Origin of the sequence: Alteromonas sp. NFXS44 (genome assembly GCF_040148705.1) — a bacterium.
Classification (GTDB): domain Bacteria; phylum Pseudomonadota; class Gammaproteobacteria; order Enterobacterales; family Alteromonadaceae; genus Alteromonas.
Map to the genome: position 1 here is coordinate 136,533 of NZ_JAGDEA010000011.1, position 21,412 is coordinate 157,944.

23 protein-coding genes are annotated in these 21,412 nt (G+C 49.5%); 9 read left to right on the forward strand and 14 right to left on the reverse strand.

Annotated elements, in window-relative coordinates:
• Positions 1-9 precede the first annotated feature (9 nt).
• The 8 genes from J3369_RS14400 to trmJ all read right to left on the reverse strand — a co-directional run bounded on the left by J3369_RS14400 (position 10) and on the right by trmJ (position 8,272).
• On the reverse strand, positions 10-1,227 hold the full coding sequence (locus tag J3369_RS14400) for an aminotransferase class V-fold PLP-dependent enzyme (protein ID WP_349588088.1): 1,218 nt from the start codon (positions 1,225-1,227) through the stop codon (positions 10-12).
• On the reverse strand, positions 1,224-2,483 hold the full coding sequence (gene sufD / locus J3369_RS14405; protein ID WP_349588091.1) for a Fe-S cluster assembly protein SufD: 1,260 nt from the start codon (positions 2,481-2,483) through the stop codon (positions 1,224-1,226). The genes J3369_RS14400 and sufD overlap by 4 nt, the downstream gene beginning before the upstream one ends.
• Positions 2,480-3,241 carry a Fe-S cluster assembly ATPase SufC gene (sufC, locus tag J3369_RS14410; RefSeq protein ID WP_070125705.1) on the reverse strand — a complete coding sequence of 254 codons (762 nt, stop codon included), beginning with the start codon at positions 3,239-3,241 and terminating at the stop codon, positions 2,480-2,482. The genes sufD and sufC overlap by 4 nt, the downstream gene beginning before the upstream one ends.
• A gap of 2 nt (positions 3,242-3,243) precedes the next feature.
• Positions 3,244-4,680 carry a Fe-S cluster assembly protein SufB gene (gene sufB, locus J3369_RS14415; protein WP_349588093.1) on the reverse strand — a complete coding sequence of 479 codons (1,437 nt, stop codon included), beginning with the start codon at positions 4,678-4,680 and terminating at the stop codon, positions 3,244-3,246.
• 291 nt (positions 4,681-4,971) lie between these two features.
• Positions 4,972-6,138 (reverse strand): IscS subfamily cysteine desulfurase, encoded by a 1,167-nt coding sequence (locus J3369_RS14420; RefSeq protein WP_349588096.1) that lies wholly within the window; start codon positions 6,136-6,138, stop codon positions 4,972-4,974.
• Entirely contained in the window at positions 6,135-6,623 is a 489-nt protein-coding gene (gene iscR, locus J3369_RS14425) for a Fe-S cluster assembly transcriptional regulator IscR (protein WP_349588098.1), read from the reverse strand. The genes J3369_RS14420 and iscR overlap by 4 nt, the downstream gene beginning before the upstream one ends.
• Positions 6,624-6,726: 103 nt before the next feature.
• Positions 6,727-7,548 carry a serine O-acetyltransferase gene (cysE, locus tag J3369_RS14430; RefSeq protein WP_303573028.1) on the reverse strand — a complete coding sequence of 274 codons (822 nt, stop codon included), beginning with the start codon at positions 7,546-7,548 and terminating at the stop codon, positions 6,727-6,729.
• A gap of 10 nt (positions 7,549-7,558) precedes the next feature.
• The gene (gene trmJ, locus J3369_RS14435) at positions 7,559-8,272 is read right to left on the reverse strand and encodes a tRNA (cytosine(32)/uridine(32)-2'-O)-methyltransferase TrmJ (protein WP_119502024.1); all 714 of its coding nucleotides are present in this window, start codon (positions 8,270-8,272) and stop codon (positions 7,559-7,561) included.
• 206 nt (positions 8,273-8,478) lie between these two features.
• Here trmJ and suhB point away from each other — a divergent pair, with 206 nt between their 5' ends.
• Positions 8,479-9,255, forward strand: a complete 777-nt coding sequence (gene suhB, locus J3369_RS14440; RefSeq protein ID WP_119502025.1) for an inositol-1-monophosphatase — start codon at positions 8,479-8,481, stop codon at positions 9,253-9,255.
• Between the two features lie 224 nt (positions 9,256-9,479).
• On the opposite strand, the gene secF is transcribed toward suhB, so the two are convergent.
• The 6 genes from secF to J3369_RS14470 form a co-directional block, all read right to left on the reverse strand.
• Positions 9,480-10,421 carry a protein translocase subunit SecF gene (gene secF, locus J3369_RS14445; protein ID WP_303573026.1) on the reverse strand — a complete coding sequence of 314 codons (942 nt, stop codon included), beginning with the start codon at positions 10,419-10,421 and terminating at the stop codon, positions 9,480-9,482.
• 12 nt (positions 10,422-10,433) lie between these two features.
• The gene (gene secD / locus J3369_RS14450; protein WP_119502027.1) at positions 10,434-12,278 is read right to left on the reverse strand and encodes a protein translocase subunit SecD; all 1,845 of its coding nucleotides are present in this window, start codon (positions 12,276-12,278) and stop codon (positions 10,434-10,436) included.
• Between the two features lie 53 nt (positions 12,279-12,331).
• Positions 12,332-12,670: a preprotein translocase subunit YajC gene (gene yajC, locus J3369_RS14455; RefSeq protein WP_119502028.1), complete on the reverse strand. Its 339-nt coding sequence runs from the start codon at positions 12,668-12,670 to the stop codon at positions 12,332-12,334.
• 27 nt (positions 12,671-12,697) lie between these two features.
• The gene (tgt, locus tag J3369_RS14460; protein WP_119502029.1) at positions 12,698-13,810 is read right to left on the reverse strand and encodes a tRNA guanosine(34) transglycosylase Tgt; all 1,113 of its coding nucleotides are present in this window, start codon (positions 13,808-13,810) and stop codon (positions 12,698-12,700) included.
• 139 nt (positions 13,811-13,949) lie between these two features.
• Positions 13,950-14,999, reverse strand: coding sequence for a tRNA preQ1(34) S-adenosylmethionine ribosyltransferase-isomerase QueA (gene queA, locus J3369_RS14465; protein WP_349588105.1), 1,050 nt, complete (start codon positions 14,997-14,999; stop codon positions 13,950-13,952).
• 239 nt (positions 15,000-15,238) lie between these two features.
• On the reverse strand, positions 15,239-15,496 hold the full coding sequence (locus J3369_RS14470; RefSeq protein WP_119502031.1) for a DUF6471 domain-containing protein: 258 nt from the start codon (positions 15,494-15,496) through the stop codon (positions 15,239-15,241).
• 185 nt (positions 15,497-15,681) lie between these two features.
• Here J3369_RS14470 and J3369_RS14475 point away from each other — a divergent pair, with 185 nt between their 5' ends.
• From J3369_RS14475 to J3369_RS14510, 8 genes are all read left to right on the forward strand, one after another.
• The gene (locus J3369_RS14475) at positions 15,682-16,071 is read left to right on the forward strand and encodes a DUF2170 family protein (RefSeq protein WP_119502032.1); all 390 of its coding nucleotides are present in this window, start codon (positions 15,682-15,684) and stop codon (positions 16,069-16,071) included.
• A gap of 17 nt (positions 16,072-16,088) precedes the next feature.
• On the forward strand, positions 16,089-16,769 hold the full coding sequence (locus J3369_RS14480) for a PspA/IM30 family protein (protein WP_303573023.1): 681 nt from the start codon (positions 16,089-16,091) through the stop codon (positions 16,767-16,769).
• Between the two features lie 113 nt (positions 16,770-16,882).
• Positions 16,883-17,935: a potassium channel family protein gene (locus tag J3369_RS14485; protein ID WP_181013631.1), complete on the forward strand. Its 1,053-nt coding sequence runs from the start codon at positions 16,883-16,885 to the stop codon at positions 17,933-17,935.
• A 3-nt stretch (positions 17,936-17,938) separates the two neighbouring features.
• A complete protein-coding gene (locus J3369_RS14490) occupies positions 17,939-18,595 on the forward strand; it encodes a YjfK family protein (RefSeq protein WP_349588108.1) in 657 nt (218 codons plus the stop codon).
• Between the two features lie 18 nt (positions 18,596-18,613).
• Positions 18,614-19,030 carry a DUF350 domain-containing protein gene (locus J3369_RS14495; RefSeq protein ID WP_303573020.1) on the forward strand — a complete coding sequence of 139 codons (417 nt, stop codon included), beginning with the start codon at positions 18,614-18,616 and terminating at the stop codon, positions 19,028-19,030.
• Between the two features lie 13 nt (positions 19,031-19,043).
• Positions 19,044-19,655 (forward strand): DUF1190 family protein, encoded by a 612-nt coding sequence (locus J3369_RS14500; RefSeq protein ID WP_349588110.1) that lies wholly within the window; start codon positions 19,044-19,046, stop codon positions 19,653-19,655.
• 4 nt (positions 19,656-19,659) lie between these two features.
• Positions 19,660-20,823: a glutathionylspermidine synthase family protein gene (locus tag J3369_RS14505; protein ID WP_349588112.1), complete on the forward strand. Its 1,164-nt coding sequence runs from the start codon at positions 19,660-19,662 to the stop codon at positions 20,821-20,823.
• Positions 20,824-20,827: 4 nt separating this feature from the next.
• On the forward strand, positions 20,828-21,367 hold the full coding sequence (locus J3369_RS14510; protein WP_349588115.1) for a rhomboid family intramembrane serine protease: 540 nt from the start codon (positions 20,828-20,830) through the stop codon (positions 21,365-21,367).
• Positions 21,368-21,412: the final 45 nt, after the last annotated feature.

Sequence of the window (21,412 nt, forward strand, 5' to 3'; positions counted from 1 at the left end):
GCCTCCTTATCAAGCAAGCATCATATGAGCCTTGCGAAGCGCACTGAACAGAACGTCCACTTCATCAAGGCTGTTATAAATAGAAAATGATGCGCGGGCCGTGCCGGGAATATTAAACTTCTTCATCAGCGGCTGCGCACAGTTATCACCGGTACGGATAGCAACGCCCTGCTGATCAAGAATGTAACCCACATCAGCCGGATGAATGCCGTCAAGAATAAAGCTCATTACACCCATTTTAGCCGGTGCAGTACCAACAATTCGCATGCCATCAAAGGCGTCAGCCTGTTCATGAGCACTGGCCAGCAATGCCTTTTCATGGGCCTGTACTGCATGGGTATCCAACGCTGAGAACCAGTTAACCGCAGCGGCAAGACCAACAGCACCGGCAATATTCGGCGTTCCGGCTTCAAGACGGTTAGGCAGTTCGCCCCAGGTCGCATCCTGATAGGTCACATCGGCGATCATTTCACCGCCGGTCAGCCATACCGGCCAGTCCTGCAATACGTTTGCCCGTCCCCACAGCACACCGGTGCCGGTAGGGCCAAATAACTTGTGGCCGGAAAACGCATAGAAGTCGCAGCCAATATCCTGCACATCCACGCCGCCATGAGCAATACCCTGAGCGCCGTCGACTAACACCAGCGCCCCGTGCTTTTTCGCTTTCGCCGTGAGCAGTTTCACCGGATTCAGCGTACCCAAAGCATTAGAGACATGGGGAAAAGCTACCAGCCGGGTATTGGTGTTCAGCAGCGCAGTAAAGGCGTCTGTGTCCAGCTCACCGGAATCAAAGATGGGCGCAACTTTTAATGTTGCACCGGACACTTTACAGGCTTGCTGCCAGGTCACGAGGTTCGCGTGGTGTTCCATTTCAGTCACCACAACTTCATCACCGGCTTTCAGCAACTGACCCAGGCCTTTCGCAACCAGATTAATGGCTTCGGTAGTACCGGCTGTCCAGATCACTTCCTTACGGTCATTCGCGTTTATAAACGCGGCCACATCGTCACGGGCTTTTTCAAAGCGTCGCGTGGCTTCATCAGATAGCGCATGAGCACCACGGTGCACATTGGCATTCGTGGTGGTGTAGAAATCCATAATGGCATCCAGCACTGCCTGCGGCTTCTGTGTGGTTGCTGCATTATCCAGATAAACCAGCGGTTTGTCGTTCACCTTGCGGCTGAGGATCGGAAATTGCGCCCTCAGGGCCTGCACGTCCAGACTCATTTTACCTCCATAGAGGCAAAACGTTTGCTGAGTTTTGGCAGCAGCCAGTCAGCAATGGCTTCTTTCGGAATTTGGGTAACCAGTTCCTGAATAAAGCCGAAATTCAGCATGACCAGCGCCTTACTGCGGGGAATACCGCGGCTCAGCATGTAATACAGTGCCGTATCATCGATTTCTGCAACCGTAGCGCCGTGAGCACATTTCACATCATCCGCATAAATTTCAAGCTCAGGCTTGGTGTTAATCAGCGAACGGCGCGAAAGTAACAGGTTACGGTTATTAAGCTCTGCCAGTGTTTTCTGGGCATCGCGGTGAATATGGATACGACCGTTAAATACGGCGCGGGCACCGTCACCTACGATACCGCGGGCATTTTCTTCTGATGTACCGTTAGGAACAGCGTGCTCCAGAGTGGTATGCAGGTCGAACAGTTCACCTTCTGCCAGCAGATAAATGGCATTCATTTTCGCATTAGCGTGCTCACCGGCATGCCAAACATCGATATCAAGACGGCTTAATTCGCTGCCATAGCCAACCAGTGTGCTGTTCAGGCTGGCCTCTTCACCGAGCTTAAAGTGACTGCCACCGATTTGTTTCGCTTTACCGGTAAACAGGGCAAAACGATAATGTTCCAGCTGCGCATGATCTGCAATGCTGTATTCAGCAAATGCCGTCGTCAGGCTGTCAGCCGTGCCTTCACCGTGTTCAATAACAGTCAACTTGGCCGCTTCACCCAAACGCACCAGTACGCGGGTATGGGCATCGCCTGCCTGAGTGCTGAGGTTCAAAACCCGCACAACCGGTTTGATTTTTGCCCCTGCAGCGACATCGATGAACACGCCTTGTTTAGACACGGCGTCATTTACCAGTCCGAAGGTGTGACGGGCAGGTTTAATCTTCGCAAAAATACTTTTTATAGCCGCCTGTTCGTCGTCACCGGCTTTTTTCAGTGACTTGATTTTCAGGCCTTTAGGCAATGACAGTTCACTGATGTCAGTCACCAGCTTGCCATCAGCGAATACCAGATCGATAGTATCCAGTTTATCAATCTGCGGCACAGCAGGTTCTTCTGTCACCTTCGCTTTGATTGCTTTACGTTTCTCAACGCTGGTCAGCGGGGTAAAACGCCATTGCTCGGCACGCTTACCCGGCCAGCCCTGCTCCTGCAGAGCTGCCAGTGATTTTTTGCGCTGAGAAGAAAGGAAGTCAGAAACATCCTGAGCGTTGTCAATGACTTGTTCCAGCCATTGGCTCATGCTTCACTCTCCTCGTATTTCTTACCTAAGAAAGCGTAACCGTTTTTCTCAACTTCCAGCGCCAGCGACGCATCGCCGCTCTTGACGATTTTGCCGTCGGCCAGAATGTGTACGAAGTCCGGTTTGATGTAGTCAAGCAGGCGCTGATAGTGGGTTACCACGATAAAGCTCCGCTTGTCGTTGCGCTGGCTGTTTACGCCGTCAGCGACAACCTGCAACGCGTCAACGTCCAGACCGGAGTCTGATTCGTCAAGAATACACAGCGACGGTTCAAGCAGAATCATTTGCATGATTTCGTTACGCTTTTTCTCACCCCCGGAGAAGCCTTCGTTTACGCCACGCTTAAGGAAATCCAGCGGCAGTTGAACCTGCTTGCAGGCTTCTTTGGCTTTTTTAAGGAATTCTGCGGCAGTCAGTGGCTCTTCACCACGTTGTTCGCGCATGGCATTTACCGATTCCTTCATGAATTCCATGTTAGAAACACCCGGGATTTCTACCGGATACTGGAATGCCAGGAACAGACCTTCACGGGCACGCTCTTCTACGTCTAAATCCAGTAAGTCTTTACCGTTCAGTTCTACCGTACCGTCAGACACTTCGTAGCCGTCACGGCCAGACAATACGTAGCCCAGCGTGGATTTACCCGCACCGTTAGGGCCCATGATAGCGTGTACTTCACCCGGACCAATTTCCAGATCCAGACCTTTTATGATGGTCTTTTCTTCGACGCTGGCATGTAGATTAGAAATTTTTAGCATTATTACCCCACTGAACCTTCAAGACTAATTTCGAGCAGCTTGCCAGCTTCAACGGCAAATTCCATTGGTAGCTCTTTGAATACTTCTTTACAGAAACCGTTAACGATCATCGACACGGCTTTTTCCGCGTCCAGACCACGTTGCTGGCATAAGAATAACTGCTCATCGCTCACTTTCGACGTTGTCGCTTCGTGCTCTACGATGGCGGTAGGGTTTCTGCTTTCAATATACGGGAATGTGTGTGCACCGCACTGATCGCCGATTAACAGCGAGTCACATTCGGTAAAGTTACGGGCACCGTCTGCACGGGGGCCCATCTGCACCAGTCCACGGTACGCATTATTGCTCTTACCTGCGGAGATCCCTTTCGAGATAATGGTGGAGCGGGTATTCTTACCCAGGTGAATCATTTTCGTACCGGTATCGGCCTGCTGGCGTCCACGGGTCAGCGCTACGGAGTAGAATTCGCCCACGCTGTTATCACCTTTAAGTACACAGGAAGGATACTTCCAGGTAACTGAAGAACCGGTTTCAACCTGAGTCCAGGAAATCTTGGCATTGGTGTGACAAATACCACGCTTTGTCACGAAGTTATAAATACCTCCTTTACCGTCTTCGTCGCCAGGGTACCAGTTCTGCACCGTTGAGTACTTAATTTGTGCGTCATCCATGGCGACCAGTTCAACCACTGCGGCGTGCAGTTGGTTCTCGTCGCGCTGAGGTGCAGTACAGCCTTCCAGATACGATACGTAACTGCCTTCTTCGGCAACTATCAGCGTACGCTCGAACTGACCGGTATTTTGTTCATTAATACGGAAATAGGTAGACAGTTCCATCGGGCAACGAATGCCTTTTGGAATAAATACGAAAGAACCATCGGTGAATACCGCACCATTCAGTGCAGCATAGAAGTTATCTGTACGCGGTACCACAGAGCCAAGATACTTCTTAATGAGCTCTGGATACTTGTGAACAGCCTCAGAAATCGGACAGAAAATAACACCGGCTTCTTCCAGCTTTTCGCGGAATGTGGTCACAACGGAAACGGAGTCGAAAACCGCATCAACCGCAACACCCGCCAGCATTTCCTGCTCGTGCAGAGGAATACCCAGTTTTTCGTAGGTACGCAGCAGTTCAGGGTCAACCTCGTCTAACGACTTAGGTTTGTCCTTCATACTCTTCGGTGCGGAATAGTAAGAAATAGCCTGGAAGTCCACTTTAGGATACTCCACATGGGCCCACTCCGGTTCTTCCATTTGCAGCCATGCGTTGTAGGCTTTTAAACGCCATTCAAGCATCCACTCCGGCTCACCTTTCATTTCTGAAATGCGTCGGATAACGGATTCGTCCAGTCCACTTTCGAAGGTTTCCGATTCGATTTCAGAATAGAAACCGGCATCGTACTTACGCGATAGTGCCTGATCGATCTGTTCACTCATTATTGGATCTCACCTGTTTGCCTGAAATTGCGGGTCCATTTCATTACAAAGCCATGTCGGTCTTGCTTTGCATCACTGAAAACAAAACATTGTTTGTCAGCCGGACCAGCGCGATAAATCGGTTAAATTGTATAATACCTGAGTAATCCACTCAAGAATTGCTCCGGGCGCTATACGCTGACAGACCGCTGATGCCGCGCCGGAAAAGCGTGCGCATCATGCCCGAAACAGGCCGTCAGTTCAATGTTTACGCGGTTGTGATATGGTCAACCGCCCGGTCGTTTGTGCTTGCTACTGTGCGCTGCGAAGTGTGGTAACCACACTGCTTACCTTGCTGATCACGTATTCAATGTCAGCCTGTGTGGTATAACGTCCAACCGTAAAGCGGATCCCGCTGTGTGCCAGTTCCGCACTCATGCCCAGTGCAGCCAGTACATAAGACGGCTCAAGGCTGGCAGATGTACATGCAGAACCTGATGATACGGCAATATCATTCAGTGCCATCATTAAGCTTTCGCCATCTACACCACCAAAGCTGACATTCAGATTTCCCGGCAAACGCTGTTCTGCATGACCATTAAGATAGACGTTGTCTAACTGGCTGATGCCCTGCCAGAGCTGGTCACGTAAACCACGAATCCGCTGACTTTCTTCAGCCATTCCGGCCTCAGCCAGGGCAAAGGCTTCACCCATTCCGACTATCTGGTGAACAGGCAGTGTGCCGGAACGCATGCCCCGCTCATGGCCTCCGCCATGAATTTGTGCGGAGATTTTAGCTTTAGGGCGACGACGCACATACAACGCGCCAATACCTTTCGGACCATAAATTTTGTGTGCTGACACTGACAATAAATCAATATCGAGTTCACTGAGATCCAGCGGCAGCTTTCCGGCAGATTGTGCAGCATCCACATGAAACAGAATGTCTCTCTCGCGACATAACTTACCAATGGCTGCAATATCCTGAATCACACCGATTTCGTTGTTCGCATGCATCACGCTCACCAGAACGGTATCGTCCCGCATAGCGCCGGCAATCTGTTCTGGGGTAATAAGACCATCGCTGTCCACAGCCAGTACCGTAACCTCAAAGCCTCTTTCAGCCAGTGCATCGCAGGTATCCAGCACGGCTTTATGTTCGGTGTTAACAGTAATGATATGCTTACCCTTGCTAAGGTTAGCTTCCGCAGCACCTTTTATCGCCAGGTTGTTGGATTCAGTGGCTCCAGAGGTAAAAACAATTTCTCTGGGATCGCAATTGAACACATCGGCAATCTGATTACGGGCGATATCTACCGCCTCTTCAGCAATCCAGCCATAGCGATACGTACGGGAGGCCGGATTTCCAAAGTTTCCGTCCATGGTTAAGCACGCCATCATTTTCTCTGCCACACGGGGATCGACCGGTGTGGTGGCGGCATAATCTAAATAAACGGGTTGTGTACGGGCTTGAGTCATGACAACTGAATGCTAACCTTGATGTCTTCCAAAGGTTTAATGATGGATGTTTGCTTATCCTGGCGCCCGGCCACTTCCTGCACTTCACGCTGAGACATCAGTTCACCCAACGTAATGGAATCCAGAAACACGCTGATACGGTCGCTCAGATCCTGCCAGAGGCTGTGCGTCAGGCAACGTTCGCCGCCCTGACAATCAGCCAGTCCCTGACAGCGGGTAGCATCAACGGATTCATCTACGGCGCGGATGACTTCACCTACAGCAATTCGCATGGCATCGCGGCCCAGCAGATAACCGCCGCCCGGACCACGTACACTGTCTACCAACTTCTCTTTACGAAGTCTGGAGAACAGTTGCTCTAAATATGATAATGAAATTTCCTGACGCTCGGAAATGTCAGCCAGCGGCACGGGACCGCGGGTTGAATGCAACGCAACATCCAGCATAGCTGTAACGGCGTAGCGCCCTTTTGACGTTAATTTCATGACTTTCTCCCAGCCTTTTTCAGGCTGGGAATTGTTACATTCCCGACTAAAATGGTCAAGTATTTAACCTGGTAAATTAGTCAGGTATTATCTATCAGCTTAATCAGATTTTCGGGTCAAAATCGTCCTGCACTTCACCCTGTTGAGGCACCACAGGATCAATCCCCGTATCAGCGAAGTCTTCAGCTTTAATGGCATGCAGATTGTCTGTACATACATCACCGCCCATTGCGCGGATAACGCCGCAAAGTTCTTCCACCTTATTGTCCATCTGGTGAATATGCTCAAGCATAACGCCCATCGCATTAGCAACCGGGTCGGGATTGTCAGTAGAAACGGCGTAGGCATCGAAACCGTATTTCTCCGCAATCTGGTGGCGACGGGTAACCAGGGGATCATCTGATGCAGTTTTTTGGGTTTTAACGATGCGTCCGGGAATGCCCACCACCGTTGCTCCGGCCGGTGTATCCTTGACAACAACCGAGTTAGAACCGATTTTTGCCCCTTCAGCAATCACGATGGGGCCAAGCACTTTCGCACCGGCACCGACGACCACGTTTTTCTCCAGGGTAGGATGACGTTTGCCGGCCTTCCAGCTTGTACCACCCAGCGTCACACCATGATACAAGGTGACGTCATCGCCGATAACCGCCGTTTCACCAATGACAACACCCATGCCATGGTCGATGAAAACTCGTCTGCCAAGTGTGGCGCCCGGGTGAATTTCGATACCCGTTAACCAGCGGCTGAACGTAGACAACGTGCGCGCCAGCCATTTTAAGTCGTGTTTCCACAGTTTATGACTGATCCTGTGCAACCAGATAGCATGCAGGCCCGGGTAATTGGTCAGTACTTCAAAGGTATTCCTTGCCGCAGGGTCACGGTGAAAGACCCCTTTAATGTCTTCTTTTATTCGCGGAAACACAGTACCCCCCTCACTTTACGGCTTTGTCGATGGACGACAAAATGCCGCGCAGAATATTCAGTTCCTGACTTTCCGGACGGGCACGGTTGAACAGACGGCGTAATTTGGTCATCACCATGCCCGGATGGTTCTTAACAATAAAGTTTGTACCGGTAAGGGTTTGTTCGAGGTGCTGGTAAAAACGTTCCAGATCTTCGTTTAATGGGTAGTCATTTTCAGTGGGCGGGAACGCATCTTTCTCCAGCCACGCCATGCGCACTTCATAGCATAATGTCTGTACTGCGGCGGCAAGATTCAGGGAGCTGTATTCCGGATTAGCGGGAATGCACACATGGAAATGGCATTGCTGCAATTCTTCATTCGTCAGGCCATTATTCTCACGGCCAAAAACCAGTGCTACCGGATAATCCGGCACTTCTTCAATCAGTTTACGACCGCAGCTGCGGGGTTCCAGCATCGGCCAGGAGTGAGTTCTTGAACGTGCTGAGGTCCCCACGACCAGTCCGCAGTCAGCAACCGCTTCCTGAAGCGTGGCAACAGTTTTCGCATTTGCCAGCACATCACCGGCGCCGGCCGCTAACGCACTGGCGTGGCCATCCGGCGCACTCACAGGATCAACCAGATACAGGTTACTCAGGCCCATGGTTTTCATCGCCCTTGCGGTTGAACCAATATTGCCTGTGTGGGATGTATTAACCAGTACTATCCGGATGTTGTCGAGCATGCGTGTTACCTTCACCTGTTTTGCGGGTGGCGGATAATAGCACAATAGCTTTCTGGATGGCTATTTACCCCGCCCTGCAGAAGCCGTTTTTTCGCCGCCGGCCATTGCATATTTTAGCGGCTCTGTTAAACTTCGCGCGCTTTCAACGTGTATGGTCAATTTCCGTACAACGTTTACTATGATCTTTTACAATTGGTGGTTTACTTATGCATCCTATGCTGAATATTGCGGTGCGCGCTGCGCGTGTTGCCGGAACAATCATTGTGCGCGGTTTTGAGAATCGTGCTGACCTGACGAAAGAAGTGAAAGGCGCCAATGACTACGTAACGCAAATCGACAAAGAAGCCGAAAAGGCGATTATCAACAAAATTCAGCAGTCTTACCCGGATCACAGCTTTCTGGGTGAAGAAAGTGGCGAAACCCACGGTAAGGATTCAGATTTTCAGTGGGTTATTGATCCACTGGACGGAACCACCAACTTTGTAAAAGGTATCCCCCATTTCTGTGTTTCCATTGCTCTTCTGCACAAAGGTCGTCTTGACCAGGCTGTTGTTTTTGATCCTATCCGCAGTGAAATTTTCACCGCCAGCCGTGGTCAGGGTGCCCAGTTGAACGGCTACCGTATCCGTGTAACCAAACCCCGCGACCTGACTGAAACTGTACTGGCTACTGCACTGCCGTTTAAAAACAAAGCTCAATTTGGTGAGTATGCCCTCGGCCTGAACAAAATCTTCCACGAATGTGGCGATATCCGCCGCGCTGGTAGTGCTGCGCTGGATCTGGCTTACGTTGCAGCAGGACGTGTAGACGGTTACTGGGAACGTGGAATTAAAGCATGGGACATCGCAGCAGGTGAACTGCTGGTGCGTGAAGCAGGCGGCCTGGTAACTGATTTTAAAGGTAACAACGACCCGCTTTACAAAGGTGAAATCGTAGCCGGCAGCCCGAAAGTGGTTCAGGGCCTGGTAAAGCATTTGAAATAAGAAGCACCAGAATCAAGAAGCACACTTCCACGGAAGTTAAAACGCATTCAAAGGCCAGCGCAAACCCGCTGGCCTTTTTGTAATTGCTGCCCTGAAAAGGTGCTGTAAATTTCAACGACTGTTCAAACTACACCCTATACAAACCATCATTTAATACCGGCAAACGGGTCAAAAAAAGGCCGCTTAAAAAGCGACCTTCTTCAATATCGTACTCCCGTATTTATTTACGGAAGCGGGTCCATATCGGCACCTTCTTTCTCTACCTGCGGCGGCATCAGGTCTTCTTTACTGATCCCCAGTGCCAGAGCAACAGAACTGGCGATGTAGATTGAAGAATATGTACCGACAGCAATACCGAACAGCAGTGCAGTCGCAAATCCGTGGATTAGCGCACCACCTTTATAGAAGAGCGCAATCAGTACCAGCACGGTAGTTAAAGAGGTGATGATGGTGCGGTTTAAGGTTTGTGACAGAGAAATATTCACAATCTCAACCGGCTCGCCCTTACGGATTTTGCGGAAGTTTTCACGGATACGGTCGCACACAACAATGGTATCGTTCAGCGAGTAACCGATAACCGCCAGCACAGCGGCCAGTACTGTCAAATCAAATTCGATTTGCAGTACAGAAAACAAACCCAGTGTAAGAATAACGTCGTGTACCAGCGCAGCCACTGAACCCAGTGCAAAGCGCCATTCGAACCGCATAGCAACGTACACAAGAATACACAGCAGTGCCACCAGCATGGCTAGACCGCCCTGCTCTGTCAGTTCATCACCCACCTGCGGACCTACGAACTCAATACGACGCATGTCTACGGTTTCACCGTCGGCACGCAGTGCAGTAAGTACCTGGTCGCCAATAGCAGAGGCTTTTACACCATCCCGGGGCGCGATACGGATAAGCACATCCTGACTGCTACCAAAGTTTTGCACCACGGCATCAGCAAAATCTGCTCCGGCCAGCTCAGATCGAATTTTCTCAAGGTCAGCGGATTCTTCATAACCCACTTCAATGAGTGTTCCGCCTGTGAAGTCCAGCCCCCAGTTCAGACTGTTCATGCCCAGCGACACCAGTGAGCCGAGGATAAGCACAGTTGACAGGATCATGGTTGCCATACGCAACCGCATAAAGTTAACCGTATGGTTCAAAGATAAAAATTGCATAGTAACGGTTCCTTATATCGGCAGCGAAGTGACGCGGCGGCCGCCCCAGATTGCATTGGTGATCACACGGGTTACCAGAATAGCGGTGAACATGGATGTCGCAATACCAATCATCAGCGTGATGGAGAAGCCTTTAATCGGACCGGTTCCCACAGCAAACAGGATCATACCGGCTATAAAGGTAGTCACGTTTGCATCGAGGATGGTAGAAAACGCGCTGTCATAGCCCATATGAATGGCTTGCTGTGGACTGCGTCCGTCACGCAGTTCTTCACGAATACGCTCGAAAATCAGTACGTTGGCGTCTACCGCCATACCAACGGTCAATACAATACCTGCCATGCCCGGTAAGGTCAGGGTTGCGCCGGGGATCATAGACATCACACCGATGATGATCACCAGGTTGCTCACCAGAGCCACATTGGCAATCAGGCCGAACGCTTTGTAGTAAACAATCATGAAGATCAGAACCGCTGCCAGACCCCAAACGATGGCCTGCATACCCATTGCGATATTTTCTGCACCCAGGCTTGGGCCAACGGTACGTTCTTCAACAATTTGAATGGGGGCAATCAGTGCTCCGGCACGAAGCAGTAAAGACAGGTCACGGGCTTCTTTCGGAGAGTCCAGACCGGTAATACGGAAGCTGCTGCCCAACTGCGCACGAATCGTTGCGATACTGATCACTTCTTCATGCTTTTCGAAAATCAGTTTACCGGCGTCATTACGTTCACCGGTCGACTTGTACTCGATGAAAACCGTCGCCATAGGCTTGCCGATATTGCTGCGGGTAGAACGGGACATCTTGTTACCACCCTCGGAATCCAGCGAGATGTTTACCTGCGGGATACCGTATTCATCAACACCGCTGTTTGCGTCAGTGATGTGGTTACCGGTAAGCATGATGCGTTTTTCAAGCAACTGAGGACGGCCGCTCTGGTCGTTAATCAGTTGAGACCCGGCCGGCACACGGCCATTGACAGCATCAGCAACGTCGTGGTCTAAGTCCACCATGCGGAATTCCAGCGTTGCAGTGGCATTCAAAATTTCTTTTGCCCTTGCGGTATCCTGAATACCCGGCAACTGCACCACAATACGGTCTGCGCCCTGTTTCTGTACAACAGGCTCAGCAACACCTAACTGGTTTACACGGTTACGGATGATGGTGATGTTTTGTTTTACTGCGTTGTCACGTATTTCAGATAATTTGGCCTCAGAGAAAGCGGCGCGTAATTTCATGCCCTCCACTTCTTCAAAGCTCAGGTCACGGTTCTGGTTGCGCAGGAAGAACTCTGCTTTTTCCAGCGTCTCCTGATCACGGAACGTGATATCCAGATAATCATCATGCTGGGACACGGTACGATAGCGCAGACCTTCTTCACGCAGAGAGGTTCTGAAACCGTTTTCTGCATCTTCCAGAGATTTCTTGATTGCCTCGCTCATATCCACTTCCATCAGAAAGTGAACACCGCCACGCAAATCCAGACCCAGCTTCATGGGAGAACCACCCAGGTTTTCCAGCCATTCCGGCGTGTCCGGTGCCAGGTTCATAGCGACGTAATAATCCGTACCCAGTTCTTTTTCCAGTAATTCACGGGCGCGAAGCTGTGCATCACTGCTGTTCAGGCGAACCAGGATTTGCTCGTTTTCGAATTCGGTTTTCTTAACACTGATATTGTTGGCTTTCAGTGCGTCCTGAACGCGGGTAACCAGTTGTTCATCAACTTTTGCATCGCGTCCGGCAGAAATCTGCACGGCGTTATCTTCACCGTAAATGTTGGGAAGTGCATATAATGCACAGAGGCCAATAATAAAAATGACCACCAGCACTTTCCAGATCGAGTTTTTATTTAACACAGGAACTTCCTTTTACCAGAGAGCCGGGAAAATCCCGGCTCTGGCAGCATAGCTTAAATCGATTTCATCGTGCCTTTTGGCAGCACTGCAGAAACAGAGGTTTTCTGGATGACGATATTGGTTTCATCGTTTAACGCAATTTCAATAAAGTCTTTTTCTTCAGATACCTTAGTGATGCGTCCTACCAGGCCACCCTGGGTGAGAATTTCATCCCCTTTGCCCAGTGAAGAGACCAGATTTTTGTGCTCTTTAACACGCTTGGCTTGCGGGCGGTAAAGCAGGAAGTAGAAGATAAGACCGAATACACCCAGCATAATGAGCATTTCGAAACCGCCACCCTGTGGTTGACCACCGGCGGATTGCGCGTAAGCGTTAGAAATAAACAAGCTCATAATTTCCTCATTTTTTAAATGTTGTTGCTATAGTGCCGGAACCGGCAAACCTTTTTGTGCGTAAAATTCTTTTACGAATCCGTCTAAATCATCTGCGTCAATGGCATCACGCAAACCTTGCATGACACGCTGGTAATACCGCAGGTTGTGAATCGTATTCAGACGGGCGCCCAGGATCTCATTACATTTGTCCAGATGATGGAGATATGAGCGTGAATAGTTTTTACAAGTGTAACAATCGCAGTTTTCGTCCAGTGGTGACGTATCGTTGCGATGTTTGGCGTTGCGGATTTTTACCACACCTTCAGTGACAAACAGATGACCGTTGCGGGCGTTCCTTGTTGGCATTACGCAGTCAAACATATCAATGCCGCGACGAACGGATTCCACTAAATCTTCCGGCTTGCCCACCCCCATCAGATAACGGGGCTTGTCCTGCGGAATTTTAGGTGCCGTGTGTTCGATAATGCGGATCATGTCCTCTTTGGGCTCCCCCACAGACAAACCGCCAATGGCGTAACCATCGAAGCCAATCTCTTCAAGGCCGGCCAGCGATACGTCGCGAAGACCTTCATACATACCGCCCTGCACAATACCAAACAATGCTGACGGATTATCGCCGTGGGCTTCTTTACTGCGTTTGGCCCAACGTAAGGAAAGCTCCATTGAGATCCGCGCTTCCTGTTCCGTTGCCGGATAAGGAGTACATTCATCAAAGATCATGACGATATCAGAGCCGAGATCCCGCTGCACTTCCATGGATTTTTCAGGTGTCAGCAAGATTTTTTCACCATTGATCGGTGAACGGAAGGTCACGCCTTCTTCGGTGATCTTGCGCAGGTCGCCAAGACTGAACACCTGAAAACCACCGGAGTCGGTAAGGATTGGCTTATCCCAGTGCATAAAATCGTGAAGATCACCGTGTTGCTTTATGATACCGGTGCCCGGACGCAACATCAGGTGGAAAGTATTGCCCAGGCAAATGTGCGCGCCGCTGTCCTTCAGCTCTTCAGGGGTCATCCCTTTTACAGTGCCGTAGGTGCCTACAGGCATAAAAGCCGGTGTTTCTACCACGCCTCTGTCGAATACCAGACGGCCGCGTCTGGCTTTGCCATCGGTTTTAAGTAGTTCAAATTGCATTAAAAACTGTATCCCGAAATCACCAGCGGGCGATGCGCAGCTGGCGTAAATAAAAAATTTGGCGGCGATTATACCAGTTTCAGCGTACAGATCATGCTCTGCAGCGCGGTAACTCTGAAATTAAACGCAACCCTGCTGTTTATGCCGGCTGGCTTTGCGCTTTTTCAATGAACATGCTGTCGCCGTAACTGAAGAAACGGTATTCATTTGCAATGGCATCCTGATAGGCTTTCATGACATTTTCTCTGCCGGCAAATGCACTGATCAACATCATCAGTGTGGACTCCGGCAAGTGAAAGTTCGTAAACATGGCATCCACGACTTTAAAATTGAAACCCGGATAGATGAAAATATCAGTATCATCAAAGAAAGGCCGGATCAGATCATCACCCGCGGCTTTTGCAGCCGACTCCAGCGAACGTACCGAAGTGGTACCCACGGCAATAACCCGTTTCCCTGCAGCTTTGGTGGCCACTACGGCGTCTGTCACATTCTGCGGTACTTCGGCATACTCCGAGTGCATGACGTGTTCCTGAATATTATCAACACGTACCGGCTGAAATGTGCCGGCCCCGACGTGCAAGGTGACGAACGCCAGATTCACACCTTTAGCCCGCAGGGCGGTCAGCATGTCGTCGTCAAAATGTAATCCGGCTGTCGGTGCAGCCACTGCGCCGGGCTTCTGATTATAAACTGTCTGGTAACGCTCTTTATCACTGCTTTCATCAGCACGGTCAATGTAAGGAGGCAGCGGCATATGGCCATATTGCTCAAGTTGAGAAAGTACTGAAGCCGCATCATCAAAATGAATGAGAAATAGCGCGCCTTCCCTGCCGGTCACGGTGACGTGCACATTTTCTTCCAGCAACAACTGGGTACCGGGTTTGGGCGCCTTACTGGCACGCACGTGGGCCAGTACCTGATTATTATCTAAGATCCGCTCTACCAGCACTTCCACCTGGCCGCCGGAGGCTTTTCTACCTCTCAGCCGCGCAGGAATTACCCGGGTATTATTGAATACCAGCAAGTCACCTTCATCTACCAGAGACAGCATCTCAGCGAACTGCTGATGTCTAACTGAACCGGTATTCCCATCCAGGCACAGAAGACGGCTGGCACGACGTTTTTCTGTAGGATATTTGGCAATCAAATGCTCTGGCAGCTCGAAACTAAAATCAGATAACTTCATTTTTCACTTCAAAATCAGCAAATTAAAAATCGTAAATATACGCACGTATATTTTTTGATAACTGTATATATACCGAAATACGCATAAACATTATACAGCGCGGACTTAAACGCTTAAGATATGTACAGATAGTGATGATGTTCTCCCAAACAGATCCTATTCTGACCCGGTAGCCTTACCGGGTTTTTTTTATCTGTTTCACAGGATTACCTTAATCCCCGGTTACCCTGATGGACGTCTCAGTCATCATCCATATCGTTAAGAATGTCACCGACGGCCTGCATAGCAAGCGGCCGGGCGTTTAACACCATCATGATCTGCAAAAACAAATCCGCTCCCATGATACCTTTATTCACTTTGTTTCGCAGGTTATCTGCACTCTGCTCCACACCAATTTCGGCTAACCGGTCACTAAGTGCCTGATATTTAACACCTCTCACCGACATTTCTGACTTTACCAGCCTTGCCACCGCTTGCCGCCAATTATTTTTCGCCATCAGAAAACCACCATTTGTGAGTTATTTTTTACAAAAACACACTTTTTTACACATAAGAGAGGTATTGATTATTGACTACTTTGCCCCAACCTGTCTACACTGAGCCCCGTGAATGTTGTCGTGCACTTTAAAAGTCGTTTACAGTGTTGTCGACATTTTCGCTTCAATCGTAAAGGAGAGACGTTATGACGTGGGATCTGGAAAAGCTTGAATCCCTCTTGCAAGAACACGACGACTTTGTCATCACCCGTGAAGAAGGCTGTCTTCTTATTGCTAATCAGGATGGCATTGACGCCTGGCTGGCACTGAGTGGCGAGCAAATCCTGGTGGAAAGTCTGTTATTCCCGGCTTCCGATGTAAAAGACAAGCCGGCTTTGGATCATGAGATTCTGTCAACGCACATGGTATTTCCGCTGACGACAGTAGGTATTTCCACCATTGGTGGTGATGAATACTACACAGCTTTTGGCGCACTGAGTGCCCAGTCAAAGCCTGAAAGTATCGTGATCGAAGTTGAAACCTTGTTTCAAAACGTAGCGTCTTTCTTAGATGCCTACGAAACGCATTTAAAATAACCTGACAGGAGAAGCGAATGTCTGTTTGGAAAAAATTAGTAACAGCTGTGAAAGGTGGTGCCACTGAAGCTGCGCAAGCCGTAGCCGACAGTCAGGCAATCAGAATTCTTGAGCAGGAGATCCGTGAAGCGAAAGAAGAGTTACGTAAATCTGACCACGCCCGCACGCAAATTCTGGCGAAATGCAAATTATCGCAACAGAAAGTAGACAGCTTCAGCGCGTCTATTGCTGAGTATGAAGCCCATGCCCGCAAAGCGGTTGAAACAGACCGTCAACTGGCTCTGGATTGTGCACAGAAAGTGTCTGATTTGAAAGCTGAGCAGGAACAGGAACAGCAATACCTTGACCAGTTCAAACAATCCGGGAAGCAACTGGCTCAAAATATTCAGCAGGCCAAAGCAAACCTGCGCCGCCTGGAACAACAGGTAGATATGGTAAAGGCGACTGAAAGTGTGCAAAAAGCGCAGGTAGCTGTATCTTCACGCCACATGGGTGCGAACAGTAAAATGAAGACTGCAACAGAATCTTTATCGCGGATTCAGGAAAAGCAAAAACTTCGCACCGCTGAGTTGCAGGCTGCCGAAGAGCTGGCGGCTGAAGAGTCCACCAGCGATCTGGAAAAACGTCTTTCTGAGGCGGGTATCAAAGGCGGAAAATCATCTGCAGATGATGAGCTGAGCCGGATTCTCGGTAAGTAATTAATGTTAAGGGGGCTGACATGCCCCCTTACTTTTTGTGACTTGCACCGGAAATTGCTTTTACGTCATACTGCTTAGCTCAGAAATAATCATCAGGGACGCATCCATACACCATGGCTTCATGGACCCACATTCGTAAACTCATGCTGCGGTATTTTTCCGAATCACGCTGGTACACCATTGTCACCATCACTTTTATTTACGGCTTACTTGCATGGTTGATGCTGTCTGCGGCCGGAGAAGAAGCGCTGACCAGCCATGCAGACTTTTTTTACTGGATGGCTGTTACCGCCTCAACTGTCGGTTATGGCGATCTGTCACCGGTCACACCGGCAGGTAAAATTATCGTATCACTGTATGTGATTCCGGTGGGATTGAGTATTTTCGCGATGGTAGTGGGCCGGATTGCGGCATGGGTGAGCCATCACTGGCAAAGAGGACTGTTAGGAATGAAACCATTACATGTTGAAAATCACATTCTGGTTATCGGCTGGAATGAAAACAAAACTCTGCTGTTGCTGGATTTACTGCTTAAAGAGCGGGAAGCCCTGCCGGATAAGCCGGAAATCGTATTATGTGTAAAAGCAGATATTCACAACCCCATGCCGGACAAAATTGAATTTGTGAAAGTTGATTCATTTAACCGAGATGAAGATATGGACAAGGCCTGCGTCGCCACCGCAAGAACCATTCTCATGGACAATCCGCAGGATGACGTGACGTTAACCACAGCCCTTTATTGCACTAACCGCAATCCGGATGCCCACAAAGTCGCGTACTTTACTGACGATACGCTGGTTCCCCTGCTGCAGATGCATTGTCCAAAAGTTGAGTGTACACCGTCAGTGGCCGTTGAAATGCTGGCGAAAGCAGCTTTTGATCCCGGTTCCAGTATGCTGCATCACGATTTAATCAGCGTTGACGACGGACAGGCGCAGTTTTCGACTCAGGTGCCGGCGGATATCCAGTCTCTTGCCGTAGAGCATGTGTTTAATAATTTTAAGCGTGAATATAACGCCATTCTTATTGGCTACGCCCCCGGCGGCGTGTATAAAAATATGGTTCTCAACCCTGATTTCTCACATACCATTTGTGGCGGTGACAAAGTGTTTTATATCGCCGGCAGCCGGTTGAACGATATTAACTGGCAGACATTAGGAGCGTAATCAATGTTTGGCAAATTGTTTGGCAGAAGTAAGAAAAACACAGAGAAAGCAAAACCCAAATCTCCGGAAATCATGGGATTATATCTGGGCGGTTCATTTGAACTGGATGATCTGAAACTTAAGCTGCTGGAACCGCAACTTACCATCGAAGGCGCGGCCCGTTCCCAACTGATTCAGGCGGTGGGAGAAGCCCCGCTGGACAGTGGTGGTACTTTGCTGCGTTATTACACTGACGATGACGGCTTCCTGCAAATTGTCACTGATGGTGGTCTCACAGAAAACCATATTACCGACGTTAAGCTGTGGTACTTTTACGAAACTAAAACCATCGGCAATGAAGCCCAGTGGAAAGAAGCATTAAGTTCTGTGATTTCAAAGCCCGTTTACACACTGAACGGACACGATTATCACCGTGTATGGGACGCTGTCGGTGAAATATCACCGCCAGTTGCTGTTACTGAAACCACCTATGAGGAAGATGGTGATGTCAGTACAACTGACCAGTTTATGATGCTGTATGAACGTCCCCTTGATAACGGACGCACAGAGTCGCTGCTGGTAGCCGGTGAAGAAAAAATTGTAGGTCACAATGCAGACCGCTGTCTGGTGATAAGCACAGGGTTCGATATTGAGCCCGCCGACATTACTATTAACGGTTAATAAAAGGATACGTACGTCATGGACACTATCATTCAATCATTAGCAGGGCTGGATAATTTCGCCTTGTACTTTGCTATCTCTGTTGCCTTTTTGTTTGTATTTAAAATCGTGTACGCCATGGTCACCCCGCATGATGAATGGAAACTGGTTAAAGAGGAACAGAATGTAGCTGCGGCCACCGGTTTTGGCGGCGCGTTGATTGGCTTCGCTATAGCCCTTTCAGGTGCAGCTTCTAATGCAGTATCCATTGTGGATTTCGCGCTGTGGGGCATGATTGCCATCGTCGCCCAGTCATTTGCTTTTGCACTGCTACGCTTTACTTTTATGCCGAAAATCGCAGAACGCATTAACAACAATGAAGTTTCCGCAGGGATCATGCTTGCTGCCATGTCAGTGGCAGTGGGTCTGCTGAACGCTGCTTGTATGACATACTGATTCGGAGACAGATATGACCCGGAAAAGAAGTCGTTACATAGATTTGCGCAAAATGCGCAAAGGGTTTGCATTAAAGCCTCTGGCCGTAGGGATTGCCGGTATTATGGCAACCGGTTGTGCAGACGACCGTCAGGATGCACAGATTTATACCTCGCTGGAAGATTGTAAAACTGATTATCCTGACGCAGCAGAACGCTGTGATGCAGCTTACCAGACTGCCCTCGATGAAGCGTCCCGAACCAGTCCCCGTTTTAATTCCGAATTTGACTGCGAGTATGAATTCGGTCCGAATCAGTGCCGTGAAGTTAATAATTCAGGTGGCAGTTTCTTCATGCCGTTCATGGCAGGGTATATGGTCAGCCAGTTGCTCTCCCCCCGCCCTTACTATTCACAGCCCATTTATACCTCTTATTCCCCGTATTCGCCGTTCCGCTCAAAATGGGTGACTGCAGATGGCTATGTGTTTGACGGTGACATCCGCAAACGCAACTACAAAGTCAGTCCGTCTGTTTATAAACCCAAGCCCACCGTTACCCGCACTGTCAGCCGCGGTGGTTTCGGCAGCTCCGTGAGAGCCAAATCAAGCTGGGGTAGCAGTAGCCGTTCCGGAAGCTGGGGCAGCTGATCCCGTGCTTCGTATTCCGCTCAGAGAGCGGCCTGACTGGAAACAGCAGGCCGCTGAGTACGGCTTTAATTTCCACACCATGTACGGCGAGCCGTATTGGGATGAATCTGCTTATTATCAGTTTTCACTGAAACAAATTGAGCAGGATATAGAAGACCCTACCGCTGAATTGCATCAGATGTGTCTGGCAGCAGTAGATAAGGTCATCCGTGACGAAGAGTGGCTGGACCGCTTTCAGATCCCCGCCCTTCACCGTGAATTCATTCTCCGGTCCTGGCAGGACAACGCCCCCTCACTCTATTCCCGGCTGGATTTAGTCTATGACGGTAAAAGTCCGGCTAAGCTGCTGGAAAACAATGCAGATACACCCACGTCTTTGTATGAATCCGGCTTCTGGCAATGGTTATGGCTTGAACAGCAGGTAGACCGGGGAAATTTACCCCGTCACGCCGATCAGTTTAATTCCTTACAGGAAAAGTTAGTTCACCGGTTTGAAGAAATCGCGGCTTACTACCGCATCCGTAACATGCATTTCGCCTGTTGCAGGGATACGGAAGAAGACAGAGGTACCGTACAATATTTGCAGGATTGTGCTCAGGCAGCAGGTCTGCAATCAGAGTTTATATACATTGAAGACATAGGCCTTGCCGATACCGGCGCGTTTACTGATTTACAGGACAACCCTGTTACTGAGTGCTTTAAGCTTTACCCCTGGGAATTCATGCTACGGGAGAGTTTCGGTGACGCCTTGTCAGGTGCCGGTACAAACTGGATAGAACCGCCATGGAAAGCCATTTTGTCCAATAAGGCTTTGCTACCTCTTTTATGGGAAATGTTTCCGGGCCATCCCAATCTGTTGCCTGCTTATTTCCCGGATAATGCGCCGGGCCTGGAAACCGGCAAATGGATTCAAAAACCGCTGTTTTCAAGAGAAGGGGCAAATATCAGTCTGATTGAAAATGGTAAGCAAACCAAACTCTCCGACGGTCCGTATGGAGAGGAAGGCGTTGTGATCCAGGCATTTACTGCCCTGCCCCGGTTTGCTGAAAATTACATACTGATCGGTAGCTGGCTGGTAGACGATATGCCTGCCGGTTTGTCTGTGCGGGAAGACAGCAGTGAGATCACGCAGGACTTATCCCGTTATCTGCCACACATTATTGCGTAAACCTATGCCACAACTTAAAAAGCAGCTTCGCTTTCTTGCCATTATTGCCGGCGTACTCATTTTCACTGAAGCGCTGAACCTCCTCACCGGAAACAGCCTGAATCAATTTGGTGTTATTCCAAGAGCACTGCCTTACCTGCCCTATATTTTTACCGCGCCGTTTCTACACGGTTCTGCCAGCCACCTGATCACCAATCTTGTGCCACTGATGCTGTTTATGTGGTTAACAATGCAGTGGGGAAACCGCACATTCTGGCTGACTACCCTGACCATTCTTCTGACCGGCGGTCTCGGCGTATGGATATTCGGCCGCTCAGCAATCCATATTGGTGCCAGTGGCATGGTGTATGGTTACTTTGGCTTTTTACTGCTGGCAGGGTTCATGAGCAGAAAAGTCCCTTACCTGGTGATTTCTGTGCTGGTTGCCATTATGTATGGCGGTATGTTGTTTGGCATTCTGCCAACAAAGGCATTTATTTCTTTCGAGTATCATTTATTCGGATTTATTGGCGGTCTCATCGCAGCACGGGCTTGGGTGAAGTAATTGATTCCCGTATACTGGCCTTCAATCCGTAGTACAACGAAATAA

What these genes read in the sequence shown, in the direction of transcription:
- J3369_RS14500 (WP_349588110.1), top strand. Translation starts at nt 19,044, where the DNA reads ATGACCCGGAAAAGAAGTCGTTACATAGATTTGCGCAAAATGCGCAAA.
- trmJ (WP_119502024.1), bottom strand. Translation starts at nt 8,272, where the DNA reads ATGCTCGACAACATCCGGATAGTACTGGTTAATACATCCCACACAGGC.
- J3369_RS14420 (WP_349588096.1), bottom strand. Translation starts at nt 6,138, where the DNA reads ATGACTCAAGCCCGTACACAACCCGTTTATTTAGATTATGCCGCCACC.
- J3369_RS14470 (WP_119502031.1), bottom strand. Translation starts at nt 15,496, where the DNA reads ATGGCGAAAAATAATTGGCGGCAAGCGGTGGCAAGGCTGGTAAAGTCA.
- sufD (WP_349588091.1), bottom strand. Translation starts at nt 2,483, where the DNA reads ATGAGCCAATGGCTGGAACAAGTCATTGACAACGCTCAGGATGTTTCT.
- J3369_RS14475 (WP_119502032.1), top strand. Translation starts at nt 15,682, where the DNA reads ATGACGTGGGATCTGGAAAAGCTTGAATCCCTCTTGCAAGAACACGAC.
- tgt (WP_119502029.1), bottom strand. Translation starts at nt 13,810, where the DNA reads ATGCAATTTGAACTACTTAAAACCGATGGCAAAGCCAGACGCGGCCGT.
- queA (WP_349588105.1), bottom strand. Translation starts at nt 14,999, where the DNA reads ATGAAGTTATCTGATTTTAGTTTCGAGCTGCCAGAGCATTTGATTGCC.
- J3369_RS14480 (WP_303573023.1), top strand. Translation starts at nt 16,089, where the DNA reads ATGTCTGTTTGGAAAAAATTAGTAACAGCTGTGAAAGGTGGTGCCACT.
- secF (WP_303573026.1), bottom strand. Translation starts at nt 10,421, where the DNA reads ATGCAATTTTTATCTTTGAACCATACGGTTAACTTTATGCGGTTGCGT.
- sufB (WP_349588093.1), bottom strand. Translation starts at nt 4,680, where the DNA reads ATGAGTGAACAGATCGATCAGGCACTATCGCGTAAGTACGATGCCGGT.
- J3369_RS14490 (WP_349588108.1), top strand. Translation starts at nt 17,939, where the DNA reads ATGTTTGGCAAATTGTTTGGCAGAAGTAAGAAAAACACAGAGAAAGCA.
- suhB (WP_119502025.1), top strand. Translation starts at nt 8,479, where the DNA reads ATGCATCCTATGCTGAATATTGCGGTGCGCGCTGCGCGTGTTGCCGGA.
- J3369_RS14495 (WP_303573020.1), top strand. Translation starts at nt 18,614, where the DNA reads ATGGACACTATCATTCAATCATTAGCAGGGCTGGATAATTTCGCCTTG.
- sufC (WP_070125705.1), bottom strand. Translation starts at nt 3,241, where the DNA reads ATGCTAAAAATTTCTAATCTACATGCCAGCGTCGAAGAAAAGACCATC.
- yajC (WP_119502028.1), bottom strand. Translation starts at nt 12,670, where the DNA reads ATGAGCTTGTTTATTTCTAACGCTTACGCGCAATCCGCCGGTGGTCAA.
- J3369_RS14400 (WP_349588088.1), bottom strand. Translation starts at nt 1,227, where the DNA reads ATGAGTCTGGACGTGCAGGCCCTGAGGGCGCAATTTCCGATCCTCAGC.
- J3369_RS14510 (WP_349588115.1), top strand. Translation starts at nt 20,828, where the DNA reads ATGCCACAACTTAAAAAGCAGCTTCGCTTTCTTGCCATTATTGCCGGC.
- J3369_RS14485 (WP_181013631.1), top strand. Translation starts at nt 16,883, where the DNA reads ATGGCTTCATGGACCCACATTCGTAAACTCATGCTGCGGTATTTTTCC.
- iscR (WP_349588098.1), bottom strand. Translation starts at nt 6,623, where the DNA reads ATGAAATTAACGTCAAAAGGGCGCTACGCCGTTACAGCTATGCTGGAT.